We start from the raw sequence: 17,536 nt of genomic DNA on the forward strand, positions 1-17,536 counted from the left end.
GAGAACAACGTCTGGGGCAATGCCGGAGATCTTCCGTGCACGACATCTACCGCGGGGTGGGTTGGCCGGACATCGCCGTGCGCACCAGGCACGGAAATTGATGACACCGAAGTACGCGTCTCCCGGCTCCATGCCGACGTTGGCCAGTGCGGCCACTGGTCGGTCTCAACTCAGCACCAGAGGATGATTTCATGACGTACCAGGGTCTACTGGGCCTGCCGCCTTGGCAGGTCGCCTTGGCCGTGCTCGCGATGACGCATCTCACCATCGTCGCCGTGACCGTCTATCTGCACCGCGCCCAAGCCCATCGCGCACTGCATCTGCATCCGGCCGTCGCGCACGTGTTCCGGTTCTGGCTGTGGCTCACCACCGGCATGGTGACCCGGCAGTGGGTCGCCATCCACCGCAAGCACCACGCCCACTGCGAGACCGAGCGCGACCCGCACAGCCCGCAGATACTCGGGCTCGGCACCGTGCTCGGGCGCGGTGCGGAGCTGTATATGGTCGCGGGCCGCAACGCCGACGACATGGCGCGCTACGGCCACGGTACCCCTGATGACTGGCTGGAGCGCAACGTCTACAGCCGCTATAGCTGGGCCGGCGTCGCGCTGATGCTGGTGCTGGACCTCGCGTTGTTCGGCGTCTACGGCATCACCGCCTGGGCCGTGCAGATGCTGTGGATACCGGTGCTCGCCGCCGGCGTCATCAACGGCGTCGGCCACTACTGGGGCTACCGCAACTTCGAGACGCCGGATGCCTCCAGCAACCTGCTGCCCTGGGGGCTCCTGATCGGCGGCGAGGAGCTGCACAACAACCACCACGCCTTCCCGTCCTCGGCACGGCTGTCCATGCGCCGCTGGGAGCTCGATCTGGGTTGGCTCTACATCCGGCTGCTGCGCCGGTTCAGGCTCGCGCGGGTCAAGCGGCTGGCGCCGTCGCCGCGCTTCATCGAGGGCAAGCGCCACGTGGACTTGGACACGCTGACGGCGCTCCTGGTGGGCCGCATGCACGTCATCCGCCACTTCAGCCTGAATGTGCTGAGGCCGGTGACGCGTGAGGTGCTGCAGGAGGGACCGGAGCGCAGCGCGGACGGCGTCTCGCCGCGCCGCGCCGCGCGGCTGCTCGCCCGCGCCCGGGGCCAGCTCGACGACACCGGGCGGCGCAATCTGGAGCAATTGCTGGCGCAGAGCCGGGAGCTGGCGGTGGTGTATCAGTTCCGCGAGCGGCTGCGGCAGATCTGGGAGCGCAACGCGCCGTCGCAGGAGGCGCTGCTGGCGCAGCTTCAGGACTGGTGCCACCAAGCCGAGGCCACCGGCATCCAGGCGCTGGAGCGGTTCTCGCGGCAATTGCGCGGCTTCGCACTGGTCGGGGCGCCCGCACACTGATCGGGAGGGCGGGCCGCCGGGCTCGCCCGGCCTTATCGACGGACCCGAAAAAGCCCGCTGACGCGGGCTTTTTTTCGCAAGCGCTTGCGGGCGGTTCTTGCGGAAGGGGCGGCGGGGGATGCTGCTACTTGATCTTGCCTTCCTTGTACATCACGTGCTTGCGCGCGACCGGGTCGAACTTTTTGATTTCCATCTTGCCCGGCTGGTTCCGCTTGTTCTTGGTCGTGGTGTAGAAATGGCCGGTGCCCGCGCTCGAGTTGAGGCGGATCTTCTCGCGTGCTGCCTTTGCCATGGGCTTGTAACCTCGTTGAGCGCCTGTAGGGGTGGTGGCGTGTCCCGCGCCGACCGACCGAGGTCATCAGCCGTGGCGCCGGGGACAGGGGAGCGCCGTCAGAATTTCTCGCCGCGGGCGCGCAGGTCGCCGAGCACCGCGTCGATACCAAGCTTGTCGATGATACGCATGCCCTTGGTGGACACCCGCAGGCGCACCCAGCGCTTCTCGCTCTCCACCCAGAAGCGGTGGTAGTGCAGGTTCGGCAGAAAACGCCGGCGCGTCTTGTTGTGCGCGTGGGAGACGTTGTTTCCGGTCACCGGGCGCTTGCCGGTCACCTGGCAGACTTTGGACATGGCCCGAGGCTCCTTAAAAGAATGCGATTCGCGGGTGCGGCCGGGCATCGGCGCACGACCTACGCGCCCGACCCGAAGGGAGCAACCCCAAGGGCCGCTCGACGAAGCCGCGCAGATTAGCGGGGCAATCTCGCAAAGTCAAGGTGTTGCGGCCGATCGCGATGCCGATCGACTGGATGGGGCGCTCGTGCAGCTCACCGGTATCGGCTTACCCGCACGAGCGTAGCGATGCTCAGCGGCGCTGCGTCAGCCCGCCTGAGTCACCACGCCAACTGAAAGCCAGCGATCAGGCCATGCCCCGACTGCGCCGAGCGATGCGTGTATTTGTAGTCGATGTAGAACGACAGGTTCTCGCCCGAGCTCACGCGTACGCCCGCTCCCGCTTCAAGGGCATCGCGACCGGCGTGCGGGCTTTGCACACTGAAAGCGGCACTGTCCATTATGGCTTTGGAGTTGGGTGCGATGCTGTCGCCAAAATCGTGCAGCCAGTGCAGGCGCAGCTCCGGCGTTACAAGCGTGTTGCTGCCCGTCGTCAAGTCGCGGGAGAAGCGGGCTCCCAATCGCGTCTGGAGCGCTTGCCACGAATCACCTCGGACAACCAATCCACCAAGGCCGCGCTCCGCAACCTCGTCTCGCTCCAGGATATCGCTGCGCATGCCGAAACTCGGCTCGATCAGGTAGCCGCGCCAAAGGGACATCAGTCCGACCTCCAAATCCAAAAAGGCGCTGTTGCCGTCCGTGCGCGACGACAAATTGCTTGCGATCGGAAAATCGACGACGCGCTTGGTATCGTAGTTGTCCCAGCCATATCCGACGGCGGCGTTGGCGAACCACTGGCCCCGCTCCCACAGGCCATAGGCGATCAACTGCAGCGAGCTGATATCACCCTCGCCGCTCGCGCCCGCATCGACCTCGGCATGTCCATAAGCGACGGCCCCGCCGAGACGAAGGTCGTGGAGAACCTGCAAGTCCCCGCCCCCGGCAACGGTATAGATATCCTCATCGAACGCTCCGGCTTTCTCGTCGCCGTCCGTCTCGATGCGCTTGCCAGTGGCCTGCAACCAGAAGTTACGATCTGTTTCGGCTCCGTCCACAACTCGCGCCTGCGAAGACGCGCCACCGTCAACGCCTGTCGAGGGGGTGGTGCGCCCGAGCCGCAGATCCTCCAACCGCCCGAACACCAGTCCGCGCGGGGCGCGGTGAACGTCGAAGCTCGCGGCGATCATGTCCGCGTGGATCTCCCCTGCGAGCTGCGGCAGAACCAGCGCCAGCCGCGGCGCATCCAGTACCGCCAGCGCGCGGAACAAGGCGTCCTTTCTCGCGGCGGGGGCCGGGCGGATCAGGTTGAGCGCACCGCCAACCGCCATCGCATTGCCAGGGAGCACCATGTTGGGTAGGTGCGCGTAGCTTGCCGGGGTGACCACCGCGCGAATCCGGGTGGGGTCGTAGAGCAGATCGAAGCGCGTCCCGGCGGCTCGGCCGTCCGGCTTAGTCAGGGAGTCGAAGGTTCCGACGATGCCGCCATCCGCAACCACCGGAACGAACTGCTGGCCGATGGGCGGCGTGTAGGCGTTGGTGGCCTCGCCGGTGATACCCCGCAACAGGGGCTGAAAATCGCCGCCGGCCGTAAAGGTGTTGCCTGCACCTTGGACGATAAGGCGAGAGTAATTGCCGGCGCCGTTACCGGTGCCGGTGCCATCGATATCGATCTGCAGGACCGAATCGGAACGCATGACCACAGGGCCGTTGAATGTCAGGGTCCCCGGAGAACCTCCGGGGGCCAGACGCCCGCGGATGTCCCCATCGCCGTTGATGACACCGGTACCGCGAAGCGTGCCGCTGGGGTTGACGGTGACCCCGCCAGCGGCGAGGGAGCCATCCACAGACAAGGTTCCCTCGTCCACGAATGTTCGCCCTCGGTAGCTGTTCCGGGCGGTCAGCGAGATACGGCCGGCCCCGACCTTGCGCACTGGACCGTTGCCGACGATCTCGCCGCTGATGTTGGCAGTCATGCCCGCGGAGTCCAGCATGCCGCCGCCGTCCCCGACATCGAGCTTGCCGGCGATCACCTGATTCGCGGCGTCGACGGTCATGACTCCGTTCTCGATGCATTTGCCGGCACCGATCTGCGTGCCCAGCCAATCGCCGCAGTCGTTGGGTGGACTCGGCGGCGTTACATTGATGATGTGCAATACCCAGGCACCGGTACGGGGATCGAGGCCGGGCACCCAGACACCATTGAACATAGGCTTACCGCCAAAGCCCAAGTCGAATGTGAAATTTGGATTGCCAGCTTCCACGAAGCCGTCAGCCAACTGGTCGCTGAGGGGGAAATTACTGTACTGGGTGAGGCTTGCAACGTAGTCGCCTGCAGTCAAGTCGACGGTTAAGTACACGTCATAGAGCCCGTGCGAATAGCCTACACCGTTCGATTGGGTGACCCCCACGTTCAGGCCGGCATCCTGAAAGTCAACGAGGGTACCATCGCTGTCCCAGACACCCAGCAATGGGTCGAAACCGCCGTTCGGCACGTAACCATCGTCTGCGTTGTCTGTCCCCCATGACGATGTAAAGATCGTGACCCGGCTCGCAGAGCCGACGGTGAAGTTGATAAGCTCGACCTGGTCGTCCGTGGTGAAGGTGCCGCTGAAGTCGAAGTCTGCTGCCAGGGACATGCCGGCCATGGAGCACGCGGCGCCTGTCAGGATCACCGCCTGGATCGGTCTGCGCATTGCCTTTCTCCGCTGCATTCTCGAGATGACGCTTGGCCGCCCTCAACGGGTGACGCAGGCCTCGTTGGATTGCTCGACGAGCTGCCCATCGTCGGTCAGCCAACGGACCACATAGCAGGTGCGCGTATAGATGAATGCCCTATCCACGAAGGGCGGATAGGTCACAGCCGGTCCGGCGGCGTACAGTTTGTACGGGCCCCGGGTACTCCGATACACGCTGTAGCTCGCGGCCCCGGGCTTCGGAGACCAGATCAATTGGACGACTCTTGATCCGCGCACGGCGCGCAGGTCGTCGATCGGGGTCACGGCTCGCTGCACCTCGACCAGCACGTTGTCGGAAGCCGTATCCTCACCGTCAGACACGTCGAGCCGCAGCACATACTGCCCTGCCACATCCGGCGTGAAGCTCGCCTGAATGGCGGTCGCGTTGGCGATGTCCCCGTTGGCCAACGCGCTACCGGTCGGCACCGACACGAAGTACCAGGACAACGCCAAGGTCTCCGCACCGCCGCCGTCCGGGTCGTAGCTGGCGCCAGCATCCACCGTGACGGTCTGCCCCAGCGCGACGGTCTGATCCTCACCGGCCTCGGCCACCGGCGGCACGTTCGGGATCAGCGCCGTGATGACCACCTGGTCGTCATCCGTCGCCGCGCCGTCGTCCACGCGCAGGTTCACCTCGTACTCGCCCTCGGCGTCCGGCACGAAGTCGGCCTCTGCCTGATCCGGCGTGCCAATGTTGGCATCCGTCAGGGCGCTCTCCACCGGCACTCGCACGAAGGACCACAGATAGTCGAGCAGCACAGGCCCGGCATCCGGGTCCGTGCTGCCGGTGCCGTCCAGCGCGACGACATCCCCCACCTGGACTTGCTGATCCTCGCCAGCGTCGGCATTCGGCGCGACGTTCAGCGTCGCCGCCGTCACCGTCACCTCGTCCGACAGACTGTCCCGCCCGCCCGCGCTGACCGTCAGCTCGAAGACGTAGTCGCCGTCCACATCCGGCACAAAGCTCGGCTGCGCCGTCGCCAGGCCCGTGACATCGCCCTCCGTCAGCAGGCTCGCGGCGGGCATCGACGCCAGGTCCCAGGCGTAGCTCAACAGCTCGCCCTGCGGATCGAAGGACGCGCTGCCGTCCAGCGTCACCGTCGTCCCGGTCTGGACATTCCGGTCGTCGCCGGCGCTGGCCACCGGCGTGTCGTTGACCACCGTGATGGTGATCTCGTCGGTGGCCGCGGACTCGCCATCCGTGATGGTCAGCGACAGCCGATACTCGCCCTCCACGTCCGGCGTGAAGAAGGCATTCACCTGATCCGCCTGATGCAGGTCCGCGGCCAATAGTGCGCTGCCGTCCGGCACCGAGACGAAGGCCCAGGCGTAGCCGAGCGGCGACGGCCGCCCGTCCGGGTCGCTGCTGCCGCTGCCATCGAGCTGCACCACCTGGCCCAGGCTCGCCTGCCGATCCCCGCCGGCATCGGCGATGGGCGTCTGGTTGGCGGTGACCAGGTTCAGGGTCGCCTCGGCGTTCACCGATGGATCGGTGTCGGACGTGATCCGCACCGTGACGGTGCCGCTGCCGAAGGCACTCATGTCACCCGTCGTCAGGATGCCGCCCGTCGCCAGGCCCGGCAGCCGGAAGCCCTCGATGGACTGCGTGGCCTCGCCGCGCAGCCCGGTCATGGTCGCGGCGTCCAGCCCGCCGACGGATGTGATGGTCGCGGTGAACCCATCCTCGACATTGCCGGTGTTCTCCACCGCCAGGATCGACGAGCCGGAGCCCAGGCCATCCAGCACCACGGTCGCCGGCTCGAAAGCCGCCGTGATGCCGCTGGTCGCTGGCATCTCGACCTCGGCCAGCGCGCGGTCGGAGATCGCCGAGTCGCTCCGGGCCGTGGCGATGGCATACAGCTCCAGCCGGCCCGGCAGCGCCGCGCCGACATCGGGCAGGTCGATGGCCACGGTCGCGGAGGCCCCCGGCGCCAGCGTCACCGACTCCGCCGCCGGCACCGCGAACGGCCCCAGCGTACCCGCCATGGCCAGGTCGAAGGTCTCCTCGACAGCGCCGGTGTTGGTCACCGTCAGCGCGATCGCCTCACCGGGCGCCAGCAGCTCCGGTGCAAGCTCCGCGTCGACGCCGATGGCGGACACCGACAGGGTGCCGCCGACCTGATCCGTCGTGTCCGGGTCCCCGGTCGAGGCGGCCGACACGGTGAAGGGCACGTCACCCGCCGCGGTGCCCGGTGCCGGCGTCAGCTCCAGTTGCACATAGCGGCCGTTGCTGGTGCCCGGCGGGACGCTGACCGAATTCATGCCGAGCGTGGCCGTGATACCGGCCGGCACGTTCACGAAGAGGTCGAAGGTGTCGGTGTCGTCGCCGACATTGGTCACCTGAATGCTGAACACAGCAGCCGTCCCCTGCCCGGCTGTCGCCCTCGCCGGCGTCAGCGCCAGATTGACGCCGACCGCCGGGTCGGCGCTCGCCGGCTCCATGGTCGGGCGCTGGAGCAACACCGCACCGGCCACTTCGCTGGTCGCGCCACCTCCCGTGACGGCGGCAATCACAAAGCCGTAGCCGTTGGACCCGGGATCTCCGGCAACGGTGATGGCAAGCGGTACGTCCAACGACGACTGCGCGGGGATACTGACCTGCGGAGACATGCTCACCCAGCCAGCAGGCACTCCCTGGAGCGCCAAGGTGTAATCGACGGCCTGGTCCGACGGGTTGTCGATGCGCAGCGTGTAATCAGCTTGCCCCCCTGGAGAGACGGTTCGCGTGGCCGGCGTCAGCCCGACGGTCTGCTCGCTCGCCAACTCGGTAGCTGGCAAGGCCACGACACCGGTGTCGTCCTGAGATGTGGTGAAATCGATCTGCGACTCCAGGGTAGCCGTTCTAACCTCTGCCGGCGCGAGATCTGCCGCGGACATGCTCCAATTGATCGTCTCCTCGGGGCGATCCGTATTCAGTGCACGTTCCCAGATCAACGTGTCGTAGTCGGCACCCGACTCGATCCGCGTCGGCGGGATGTCGAAGGAATCGCTCACGACGGCAACACTGCCGTCGTTCGGCACCCGGACCTGTGCCGAGTAGGTCAGGCCCAAGACCTCACCGATGTCGTAGAAGCCGAGGCCATCGCTGCTCGGCGTAAACAGAATATTTCCGCGTCGACGCATCTCGGCAACACGGGCTGTGACATCGACATGGCTGATGTTCGGCTGAAGCGGGTCGTTGATGTCCACAACCGTCAGGGCCGGTTGGCCTTCGAACTTCAGCCCGCCCAGGGCCGCGAAGCCGTTGCCCAAATCGACCAAGGTCGCGCCCGCCATGGTTGCATCCGTGACGGGGGTCGAGCTGATCCACTGCAACGCGGTGGGATCGGCCGCATCGTAGGCGCTGATCGTGATGTCCGGGTAATCGAAAGGCGGCCATTCCAGATCGGAATAGTTCGTCCCGACGACCCACAACGTCTCTCCAACCAGCAACAGCTCTTCGATATAGCGAGTACCCGGCACTACGGTTTCCGAAACCACCTGCATGTTCGCAGGATCGCTCGTATCCACTGTCAGGATACGACCGGCAGAGGATCTGTCGTCTCCATTCGCATCCCCCACTCCCAACAAGGCGAAGTCGCCCGGTGCTGCGATTGCACTGTTTACGATATCCGGTCCCGCGCCATCAAGCCCGTCAAAGCCCCACACTGAACCCAGCAACTGTGGATTTGTCGGGTCGCTGAAATCGAACGCTGCAAAGTTTCCCATTTGCGTGATCCACCACCACGAACGCGACAGTGTGCCGAAGGCCATGAACACCGTATCACCCTCCCCGTACCAGCTCTGCAAGAAGCGGTAGGGCAGTGTCTGGCTCCCGAGCAACGTGGGTGACAACGGGTCATCGAGGCTGAACACAAAGCTGCGCAGCGAGCTCGCGTTCTCACGTTCCTGTGCGTTGATGACCAGTTGATCATCGACGATTCGGCAGTAGGAAACACTGAAGTTCTCGATCAAGTCTTCCGCCACCACCGCCGCGACAACCGCATTGCGCGGATCACTGACGTCCACAACGGTAACGTCCTCTGTGCCGCAGACGTAAGCATAGTCACCTCGAACCACGAGGCTGCGGGCTGTCGAGGTGGTATCGATCTGCCCCAGCAGGGTGATCTCCGCGTCGTCGATGACGGTCTGATTGCTGACGCTCAGGCTCGCTTCGGTCACCGCATCGCCTGGCGGCACCAGCCCCGGCTCCAGCGTCAGCTCGGCGAGCAGCGGCGAGCCGACGAACAGGCTGCCTTCCTCGGTTGCGCCCGGCACCGGAGTCCCGTCGGCGTCGGAGAGCGAGACCAGAAGACGGTATTGGCCCTCGGCGAAGCCAGTAGTATCCAGTGGCCCGAGATCGATCGGCGTGAAGGTATCCGTCACCGATGTCGTCACGGTCACGGGCGTCGACGTGAGTACGGCATTGCCCTCCGCGTCCGTCACGCTGTAGCCGGCCTGCAGGGTCTGCTCGCGATTGACGGCACTCAGTACATCCGCGGACACCTGCACCGAGCCGCCCGGGTCCGTGAAGCCCGGCGTCGCCGTCACGTTCAAGACCTGCAGCGTCTCCGACCGCGCGAGCACCTGCCCCCGCGCCGTCTTCTCGTGCGCGGAGCCGCTGGGTTTCGCCGTGACCGTCAGCTCAAAGGTCTCGATCCGGTCCGGTGCCGGCGTCACCGTCAGCACCAGCGGCGTGCCGCCCTCCACCGACGTCGCCTCACCCGGTGCCAATGTCACGGACTCTATGCTGAGACCAGCGCTCACGCCGTCGGGCACGTCGGACAGACTCAGGTCATAGGTCAGCGTCTCGGTGCCGGTGTTGGCAAGCTGAACGGAAAACCGCGCCGCATTGCCCGGCTGCGCCGTCACCGACGTCGGCCACATGTTCAACTCGAATGGAACCGCCGACGGATCGTCCCGCAGGAAGCTGTCCAGCGCGCCGACATCCGTCTGCAACTGCGCCAGTACATCCGGTATATCCGCTATTTCCGCGCCCTCCAGGGCATCCCGCGTCGCGGTCAGCCCGGTCACCAAATCGACCACGGCAGGGCCGTGCAACTGAGCCAGCAGCCGATCCAGCAGTGCCAGCAAACGATCCCGGTGCTGGCTGTTCTCCGGCTCGCCGGCGAGGGCGTTCACAGCATCGCCCAGGTCCGACAAGGTGCCGGCCAGATTCGGGCGCCCGACATCGGCCGCCGCGACCGCGGCCTCATAGGCCGACTTCGCCGCCTCCGTCGACGCAATCACGGACACCGCCGCATTCACCTCCAGCGGGTCGCCGGCCAGGTCCTCGCCGAAGCGGGCGGTGACCAGCGCGCTGAGGCTGGTGTTGACCGGGGTATCGGCGGCGGGGGTCAGGGTCACGGGCCAGGTCAGGGTCTCGCCGATGGCAAGCGACACCGGACTGGTAATGCCCTCGACGGTGAGGCCCGCTGACGGGTCCACGGTGATCTCGGCGTCGTCGATGGGGCCGCTGCCGACGGAGCGCAGCGTCAGCGTGGTCTGCACCGGCACGCCGGGCTCGGTGGCCAGCACCTGCGGGCCGAACGCCAGTGCCAGCCCCTCCACCGCCGGCACCGTGATGCCGCCGGTGGTGGTCAACGAGACCGACGGGTCCGCGCTGCTGGTGGCCGTGACATCGAACGCGAGGTCGGTGCCCACGGGCGGCACCGCGTCGATGGGCTCCAGACAGACCCCGACCTCGCCGGTCTGGCCGGACTCCAGCGTGATGGACGGGACGCTGGTGCGGGCGGTGAAGCCGTCGGGGATGTTGTCGAGGGCGAGGGTGAAGGTGTCGGTGTCGGGGCCGAGGTTTTTGACTTGGGTGCGGAAGGCGAAGGGATACTCGCTCCCATGCTTCGATACCGTGAGGTAGCTGTCTGAGACCACGGACGAGTTAAGGCTGGGCTGTTGTACTGCCTCCCCTGGGATCGCTGCTACACCTGGAATGGAGAACAGGAAGCCCGGCGCCGGCGGATCGGCGAGGTCGAAAATCAACTGTACGGATTCAGAAAAGCTTTCGACAGTCGCCAAGAAAACGGCAATTCCAAGCGGAGGATAGGCCGTCGCCGCAACCAAGGTGATCGCTATTGCCATAAACTCGGCCTCGGCACTTGCAATGGCCTTTGCTTCCTGCCTGCATCTGCCATTGCAAGCGAGATCTATCGCGGCGAACGTCATCATTGAGCTGACCGTGATTAAACCCCCAGAAATCACGCCGGCCGCAAAGGGCGTGACACTCTGCAAAAGATTGCGAGTTGTATGGTACGCCAGTGCTAGGTAAGAACCGATACCATAAGTTCCATCTTCGAGAACAGAAAACGTCTCACCCGTTTCAATATCTACTTCGTACCAGGCAACCGTATATGCCCCGTCAATTAAGACCGGGTTGGCAGGCGCTATAATGAGTTTCCCTTCGCGCAAGGACGCAGTCATACGGGCCTGCGCCTCCGAGGAGTAACCGCCCTGCTCGATCCCTACCGCATCCCAAGAACCGTAGAGGACCATCCCGACATCCTGGAAACGGGCTTCTTGAAAAACCTTCACTGCACTGAGGGCGGCAAGTTCCACAGTATCTTCGGCTCCTTCGGGCAAAGCCGTAAGTGCAGCGTGCTCGGCAGAACTTTCGTAGAGGCCTCTAGCAAAGTTGAAAGCGGAGATTCCTAGGTCACTTTGTCCATTAAACGGGATAACTCGAACGTTATCCTTTCGCAAATCCATTGAAAGCTCAACCATAAGGCTACCTAAAGAGCCCGAAGATTGCGATTCTTCATTGAACGACCCACCAGCAATTATGATCCGTGGGCTGTCAAAGAAAGATTTGACCAGGAAAGACTCGTCCAAGGCGGCGGCGCCAGAATCAGATATCGCAGCGAAAGCGAAGGTCTTCGCAGCAGTAGTAGATACAAGAAGCTCTACCCCGAGTGAATCAACTTCGTCCACGTACTTTATGTCCTGGGCGGAAGGAGTCTCGGAATCGACGCTCTCTGCCAATACAGATAAACTAATCGCCCGCGCGCGCAGCGATGCCGCCATATCGGAGTGACGATCAATCACAGAATTGCCAATCAGGCTTCCAGAAATGTATAAGGTGAAAACTTCATGCCGTGAGATCGAAGGAGAATCCGAATCACCAATCGTCTCTACTTGCCCACCATTCACCCTAACGTCATACCCCACCTTATCCAACAACCACCGCTCATAGGTCTCCGAGCCCCCACCCGGCGCAATCACATCCATCTCCAGCAGCACCCCGGTCAGCACCTGGCTGCCGAACGGGAAGTTGGTGAACTGCTCGAAGTAGTCGTCGCCGCGGATGATCGGGTCGTCGCTGAGGTCGGTGTCGTTCTGGCCGATCAGCAGGTAGGGCGAGTAGGTGTGGCGGGTGATCGTGTAGACCGCGAAGGGGTTCGGCGGCGGCGTCCAGGTGTCGACGAAATGCCCGATGCTGACCGGCTTGCCCACCAGCTCCACGGCGGTGAAGGTATGCTCCAGCACCGTCTCCGGCTCGATCTCGTAGGCGCCGCCGAAGCTGAACAGGCTGGAAAGCTGCCCGCGCAGCTCAGCCTTCAGGCGCACCGTGACCTTGTGGCGCAGCGCGTCCGGTACCTCGGCGAAGGTCTCGGCGGCGGTGGCGAAGGTGTCGCCGGGCAGGGCCTCCGGGAAGGCAGAGTCGAGGGGGGTCAGGGCGTCGCCGTACTCGACCCAGTAGTGTTGGCTGGCCTCGGCAATCAGCTCCGGGTCGTTCACCGGGTCCGCGCGCTCGGCGTCATCCGGCGGGCAGCCGAGGATGACGGTGGGGTTGGGGAACATGGAGGCGATGAGCCGCTGGGCGTCCGGGGTGCCCAGGGTGCCGCCGACATAGCGCGCCGGGATGCCCGAAATCCGCAACAGCCCCACCAGCAGGCTGGCGCGGTCCAGGGCGTTGCCGGCGCGGCTCCACAGCGCCCCGCGGGCGCCGCGCAGGGAGCCGTCGTAGGACTCGAAGCCGATCTCGTCGCGGACGAAGGCGAAGATGGCCTCCGCGTCGTAGCCCAGCGCCGCGGCCTGCTCCACCAGGAAGGGGTCGTTCAGGTCCGCCTCGGGCGTCGAGAAGATCAGCGGATCGGCCCCCTGCGCCAGGACCGGCGGCGCCAGCAGGTCCAGCATGCTCCAGCTCGAGCCGTGCGCACCCGGAGGCAACAGGTCTGGATGCACCGGCGGCGGTGCGGCCGACGCCCAGCGCGGGAAGGCCTGCGCGACGCCTAAGGCCGCGGACCAGATGCCCTGCAACACGAAGGTCAGCACCAGGGTGCCGACCAATCCCCTAGACCAACGCGACTCCGTCCAGCGCATGGCAGTCTCCGAAGGTGATGGTGCGTCTTGAAGATGGCCCGCGCGGGCGGCGCGGATGCCGACGCCGCCGGCGGGCGTTGGCTGGCTCGGTGGCGGGCGCGCCGATCCTGTCGCCGCAGCCCGCGGGTGTGGGAGCGCCGTCCGCGGCGAGACGAGCGCGCGGTGGCGGCGTGGATGCAATCACCCCGGCGCACGCCACTGGCCGGCGTGCTGAACCAATTGATGGCGGCTGCGCGGTCCCATCCGTGAGGTCTCGGTCAGCCCGGCGATCCTAGCTGGCGGCGACCGAGCGGCGGCTCGGACCGCCGCGCCCGGACAGCGGTGTCGGCGGCACGAAGAGCCATAGCGCGTTCGGCGTCGCCGCAGCGGCAGGTGAGACACCCACGGAGCGGTTCAGATAAAACCCCTCGCCGTGTCGGCGCCTAAGAGCGTCGAGCCCGCAGCAGCCGGCATCGACGCTGGTGGCGGAGATGCAGTTGCAGCTCGGCTCCGCGGGGGCCGGGGGCGGGGCCGGTTCCGGCGCGGCGAGAGTGGCGCCAAGCTTCATGATCGCGGGCGCAACCGCACACATTGATATATTGTCGGCCAGCAGCAGGAGGCACCTGCCTCGTCGCACGAACTGTGACTTTTCCATGACGAATTACGCCGATCGCTTCAAGAAGCTAGCTCTTTGAAGATCTTAGACCGGATCGCGGAACAGGGAAACCCCTGATGCTGCTTTGGGAGACCCGCCCTGGGTGTACGGTCGCGGCCGATTACTCGACGCACAAAGATGATCCCGTCGCCTAAGGCGATGGGGCAGCACAGTCGGCTGTCTCCAGCGTGCGCAAGACCTTCGGTCGGCGGCCGATCCGCGGGCTCAAGGCAGCAGAGCACTGACCTGGATGCTGGATTCGGGTGCGAGCAGCGGGGCCACCTGGCCCGCGGCGGCAATCGATTGCCGCTCTCGGTAGCCTTGTGCCGCGGCCCCGCGACAGACCTCCAAGACCCGCTCCCGCAGGTTCAGGATCCAATACTCCGGGATGCCGTTGCGGGCGTAAGCGCGCGCCTTGTCCGTCTGATCGTAGGGCAGGCTGCTGTCGGCGACCTCCACGATCAGCAGGGCAGAGGCCGGATGGCGCCGCGCATAGTCCCGCAGTTGCCCCGGGACGACCGCAATGTCCGGCTCGGGCTCGGAGCGGTCATCGAGGGCGAGCGGCTTCTGGCTGCGGATGTGGCAACCGGCGGGGATGCAGCCGCGCAGCGCCTCCTCGACCAAGCCCACCGCCGTGGCATGGGCGCTCTTCTGCGGGCTCATATCGAGGAGCTCTCCATCCAACAGCTCGACCCGGGCGTCCGCCGCGAACGCGCCGGCATCGACCATGCGCTCGTACTCGAGACGAGACCAGGCGTGACGGGTTTGAAGCACTGTGCTCATGCGTCAACTGTTTGGCCGGATTCAGGGCAGTTGCGCCAGAGTCTACCAAAGGCGGCGCAGCGCGGCCGCTCTCGGGCGCTCACAGCAGCCCCCGCTCCGCAAACGACGTGCCGCCGCCCTCGCCGATGACGATGTGGTCCAGCACCCGCACGTCCACCAGCGCGAGGGCGTCGCGCAGCCGCTCGGTGATGCGCACGTCGGACTGGCTCGGCTCGGCGACGCCGGACGGATGGTTGTGCGCGAAGATCACGGCGGCCGCGTTCCAGCGCATGGCCTCGCGCACCACCTCGCGCGGGTGCACGCTGGCGCCGTCGATGGTGCCGCGGAACAGCTCGCGGTACTCGATGACGCGGTGGTGGTTGTCGAGAAACAGGCAGGCGAAGACCTCGTGCGCATACACGCGCAGCTTGCTCTTGAGGTAGTTGCGCGTCGCCTCCGGGCTGGTCAGCACGTCGCGTTCGCTGATCTCGCTGCGCAGATAGCGCTGGCTCAGCTCCAGCACCGCCTGGAGCTGCACGTACTTGGCCGTGCCGAGGCCCTTGCCGCGGCAGAAGTCCGCATGGCTCGCCGACAACAGCCCCACCAGCCCGCCGCGCTCGGCGAGCAGGTCGCGGGCGAGGTCGATGGCGCTGCGGCCCGCAACGCCGGTGCGCAGAAAGATGGCAAGAAGCTCGGCGTCGCTGAGCGCGCCGGCGCCACGCTCGAGCAGTTTTTCGCGCGGGCGCTCGGCGGCGGGCAGATCGGTGATTCGCATGCGGCATGGTCTCCTAGCGAGGCTTCGCCTCAGACCGACGAGTCGTGCTCATCGCTCTCGAAATCGAAATCGGGATCGGGATCGGTCGGCACTCGGATCGATTTCGACGTCGATATCCCGATCCCGACGCGCCTCGCCAGTCCGGCGTCCCATCGAAAATTGACTCATCTGCAAGCATTCGGCGCCCCCAAGCAATCTTGCGAGGCAGAGCCTCAGACCAACCAGGGCGCGGAGCGTCGTCTTGCGCCGCCCGCTCGTTGCCGCAACGGAACCAAAGGGCCGAGAAGGTCTGCCTTGGCCCTCGGCCCTCGGCCCTTTTGCCTTCAAGCGCCTTGTCGCCATGAAACTTGACGCATCTGCGAAGGAAAAATTCACCAAAGCGAGCTAGGGTGCGTCCGCGGAGAGCTTACGGCAGCGTACACGATGCTTCCAAGCGAAAATTTAGCCGCCCTTCTGCGGCGCATCCTGCGTGCTTGCGCACGCGGGCACTGTAAACCCTGCGCTACAATCCGGTGCTAACAGTCTCAATCGGCACCGAGCCAGCGAAACGAGCACCGTGTCCGTCGACGGATCGTACAAGATTCTGCTGGGGATCAGCGGCGGCATCGCCGCTTACAAGACGCCCGAGCTGGTTAGGCGTCTCACCGAGCGCGGCGCAACGGTGCAGGTGGTCATGACGCGCGCCGCCGGCGCCTTTGTCACGCCGCTGTCGCTGCAGGCGGTCTCGGGCCGGCCGGTGCGCACGGCGCTGCTGGAGCCGGAGGCCGAGGCCGGCATGGACCACATCGCGCTCGCGCGCTGGGCGGACCTGATTCTGCTCGCACCGGCCACCGCGCACCTGATGGCGCGGCTGGCGCACGGCTTCGCGGATGATCTGCTGACGACGCTAGTGCTCGCATCCGCGGCACCGGTGACGCTCGCGCCCGCTATGAACCGGCAGATGTGGCGCCACCCGGCGACGGCCGCAAACCTGCGCCTGCTCGAGGCGCGCGGCTGCCGGGTGCTCGGTCCGGCCGAGGGCGCACAGGCCTGCGGTGAGACCGGCCCCGGCCGCATGCTGGAGCCCGCCGAGATCGCCGCCGCGCTGCTCGACGGCACGCCGCAGGGCGGCCCGCCGCCGGGTGACGCAACGGGCCTCCTCGCCGACGTGCCGGTGCTGCTGACCGCGGGGCCGACCCGCGAGGCCATCGATCCGGTGCGCTACGTCGGCAACCGCAGCTCCGGCAAGATGGGCTATGCGCTGGCCGCGGCGCTGGCCCGCGCCGGCGCGCGGGTGAGCCTGGTCTCCGGGCCGGCATCGCTGCCCTGCCCGCCCGGCGTCGAGTGCGTCGGCGTGGAATCGGCGGCGGAGATGCACGCGGCCGTGATGGCGCGCGTCGGCGACTGCGCGATCTTCGTCGCCGCCGCCGCCGTCGCCGACTATCGACCGGCCGCGCCACTGCCCGGCAAGCTCAAGAAGGCCGCCGATCGGCTCACGCTCGAGCTCGTGCGCAATCCTGACATCCTGGCCGAGGTCGCGGCCCTGCCGGCCGGGCCCTTCACGGTCGGTTTTGCCGCCGAGACCGAGGCGCTCGCGGCCCACGCCGAGGCCAAGCTGCGCGGGAAGGGGCTCGACATGATCGCCGCCAACCTGGTCGGGCGCGGCGTCGGTTTCGAGGCGGACGACAACGCGCTGCTCGTGCTCTGGCCCGGCGGCAGATGCTCCCTTCCAACGCTGCCCAAGCCCGCGCTGGCGGCGGCCCTCACAGAGCTGATTGCAGAGCGCTATGCGGCATCGGTTACAGGTTAAGGTGCTGGACCCGCGTCTCGGGCGCGACTTTCCGCTGCCCGGCTACGCCACCGACGGTGCGGCGGGCATGGATCTGCGCGCGCTGCCGCCGGCTGCAATCGAGCTCGCCCCCGGCAGCGCGGAGCTGTTGCCCACCGGCATGGCCGTGCATATCGCGGAGCCCGGCCTCGCGGCCGTGATCCTGCCGCGCTCGGGGCTCGGGCATCGCCACGGCATCGTGCTCGGCAACCTGGTGGGGCTCATCGACTCCGACTACCAGGGCGAACTGCTGGTGTCCTGCTGGAACCGCGGCAGCGCGCCGTTCCGCATCGAGGTGGGCGAGCGCATCGCACAACTGGTGCTCGTGCCCGTGGTGCATGCGGAGCTGGAGCTGGTGGCGGACTTCGCCGCCACGCCGCGCGGCAGCCGCGGCTTCGGGCACAGTGGACGCTTGTGATGGGGATGTCAGCATGTTGACGATGGCGCCATTGCCGC

The 17,536-nt window shown here is 66.3% G+C and carries 10 protein-coding genes; 3 read left to right on the forward strand and 7 right to left on the reverse strand.

The window, feature by feature from the left end:
• Positions 1 to 191 precede the first annotated feature (191 nt).
• Positions 192 to 1,385 carry a fatty acid desaturase gene (locus tag ML01_RS10845; RefSeq protein ID WP_058555419.1) on the forward strand — a complete coding sequence of 398 codons (1,194 nt, stop codon included), beginning with the start codon at positions 192 to 194 and terminating at the stop codon, positions 1,383 to 1,385.
• Positions 1,386 to 1,509: 124 nt separating this feature from the next.
• On the opposite strand, the gene rpmG is transcribed toward ML01_RS10845, so the two are convergent.
• From rpmG to radC, 7 genes are all read right to left on the reverse strand, one after another.
• On the reverse strand, positions 1,510 to 1,677 hold the full coding sequence (gene rpmG / locus ML01_RS10850) for a 50S ribosomal protein L33 (protein ID WP_058555420.1): 168 nt from the start codon (positions 1,675 to 1,677) through the stop codon (positions 1,510 to 1,512).
• Between the two features lie 98 nt (positions 1,678 to 1,775).
• A complete protein-coding gene (gene rpmB, locus ML01_RS10855; protein ID WP_058555421.1) occupies positions 1,776 to 2,012 on the reverse strand; it encodes a 50S ribosomal protein L28 in 237 nt (78 codons plus the stop codon).
• A 260-nt stretch (positions 2,013 to 2,272) separates the two neighbouring features.
• Entirely contained in the window at positions 2,273 to 4,744 is a 2,472-nt protein-coding gene (locus tag ML01_RS10860; protein ID WP_058555422.1) for a DVUA0089 family protein, read from the reverse strand.
• Between the two features lie 42 nt (positions 4,745 to 4,786).
• On the reverse strand, positions 4,787 to 13,102 hold the full coding sequence (locus ML01_RS10865; RefSeq protein ID WP_082674160.1) for a PKD domain-containing protein: 8,316 nt from the start codon (positions 13,100 to 13,102) through the stop codon (positions 4,787 to 4,789).
• A 271-nt stretch (positions 13,103 to 13,373) separates the two neighbouring features.
• Positions 13,374 to 13,649, reverse strand: a complete 276-nt coding sequence (locus tag ML01_RS28630) for a hypothetical protein (RefSeq protein WP_156427660.1) — start codon at positions 13,647 to 13,649, stop codon at positions 13,374 to 13,376.
• A gap of 312 nt (positions 13,650 to 13,961) precedes the next feature.
• Positions 13,962 to 14,519 carry a Uma2 family endonuclease gene (locus ML01_RS10875; RefSeq protein ID WP_058555425.1) on the reverse strand — a complete coding sequence of 186 codons (558 nt, stop codon included), beginning with the start codon at positions 14,517 to 14,519 and terminating at the stop codon, positions 13,962 to 13,964.
• A gap of 79 nt (positions 14,520 to 14,598) precedes the next feature.
• Positions 14,599 to 15,273: a DNA repair protein RadC gene (gene radC, locus ML01_RS10880; RefSeq protein WP_058555426.1), complete on the reverse strand. Its 675-nt coding sequence runs from the start codon at positions 15,271 to 15,273 to the stop codon at positions 14,599 to 14,601.
• Between the two features lie 556 nt (positions 15,274 to 15,829).
• On the opposite strand from radC, the gene coaBC reads away from it, so the two are divergent.
• Both coaBC and dut read left to right on the forward strand, forming a co-directional pair.
• The gene (gene coaBC / locus ML01_RS10885) at positions 15,830 to 17,062 is read left to right on the forward strand and encodes a bifunctional phosphopantothenoylcysteine decarboxylase/phosphopantothenate--cysteine ligase CoaBC (RefSeq protein ID WP_058555427.1); all 1,233 of its coding nucleotides are present in this window, start codon (positions 15,830 to 15,832) and stop codon (positions 17,060 to 17,062) included.
• On the forward strand, positions 17,040 to 17,498 hold the full coding sequence (gene dut / locus ML01_RS10890; RefSeq protein WP_058555428.1) for a dUTP diphosphatase: 459 nt from the start codon (positions 17,040 to 17,042) through the stop codon (positions 17,496 to 17,498). The genes coaBC and dut overlap by 23 nt, the downstream gene beginning before the upstream one ends.
• The last annotated feature ends 38 nt before the right edge of the window (positions 17,499 to 17,536 follow it).

Source organism: Thiohalocapsa sp. ML1, assembly GCF_001469165.1.
Classification (GTDB): domain Bacteria; phylum Pseudomonadota; class Gammaproteobacteria; order Chromatiales; family Chromatiaceae; genus Thiohalocapsa.

Bases quoted from the DNA above. Each gene is read 5' to 3' on its own strand.
- ML01_RS10845 (WP_058555419.1), top strand. From the start codon at position 192: ATGACGTACCAGGGTCTACTGGGCCTGCCGCCTTGGCAGGTCGCCTTG.
- rpmG (WP_058555420.1), bottom strand. From the start codon at position 1,677: ATGGCAAAGGCAGCACGCGAGAAGATCCGCCTCAACTCGAGCGCGGGC.
- rpmB (WP_058555421.1), bottom strand. From the start codon at position 2,012: ATGTCCAAAGTCTGCCAGGTGACCGGCAAGCGCCCGGTGACCGGAAAC.
- ML01_RS10860 (WP_058555422.1), bottom strand. From the start codon at position 4,744: ATGCGCAGACCGATCCAGGCGGTGATCCTGACAGGCGCCGCGTGCTCC.
- ML01_RS10865 (WP_082674160.1), bottom strand. From the start codon at position 13,102: ATGCGCTGGACGGAGTCGCGTTGGTCTAGGGGATTGGTCGGCACCCTG.
- ML01_RS28630 (WP_156427660.1), bottom strand. From the start codon at position 13,649: ATGAAGCTTGGCGCCACTCTCGCCGCGCCGGAACCGGCCCCGCCCCCG.
- ML01_RS10875 (WP_058555425.1), bottom strand. From the start codon at position 14,519: ATGAGCACAGTGCTTCAAACCCGTCACGCCTGGTCTCGTCTCGAGTAC.
- radC (WP_058555426.1), bottom strand. From the start codon at position 15,273: ATGCGAATCACCGATCTGCCCGCCGCCGAGCGCCCGCGCGAAAAACTG.
- dut (WP_058555428.1), top strand. From the start codon at position 17,040: ATGCGGCATCGGTTACAGGTTAAGGTGCTGGACCCGCGTCTCGGGCGC.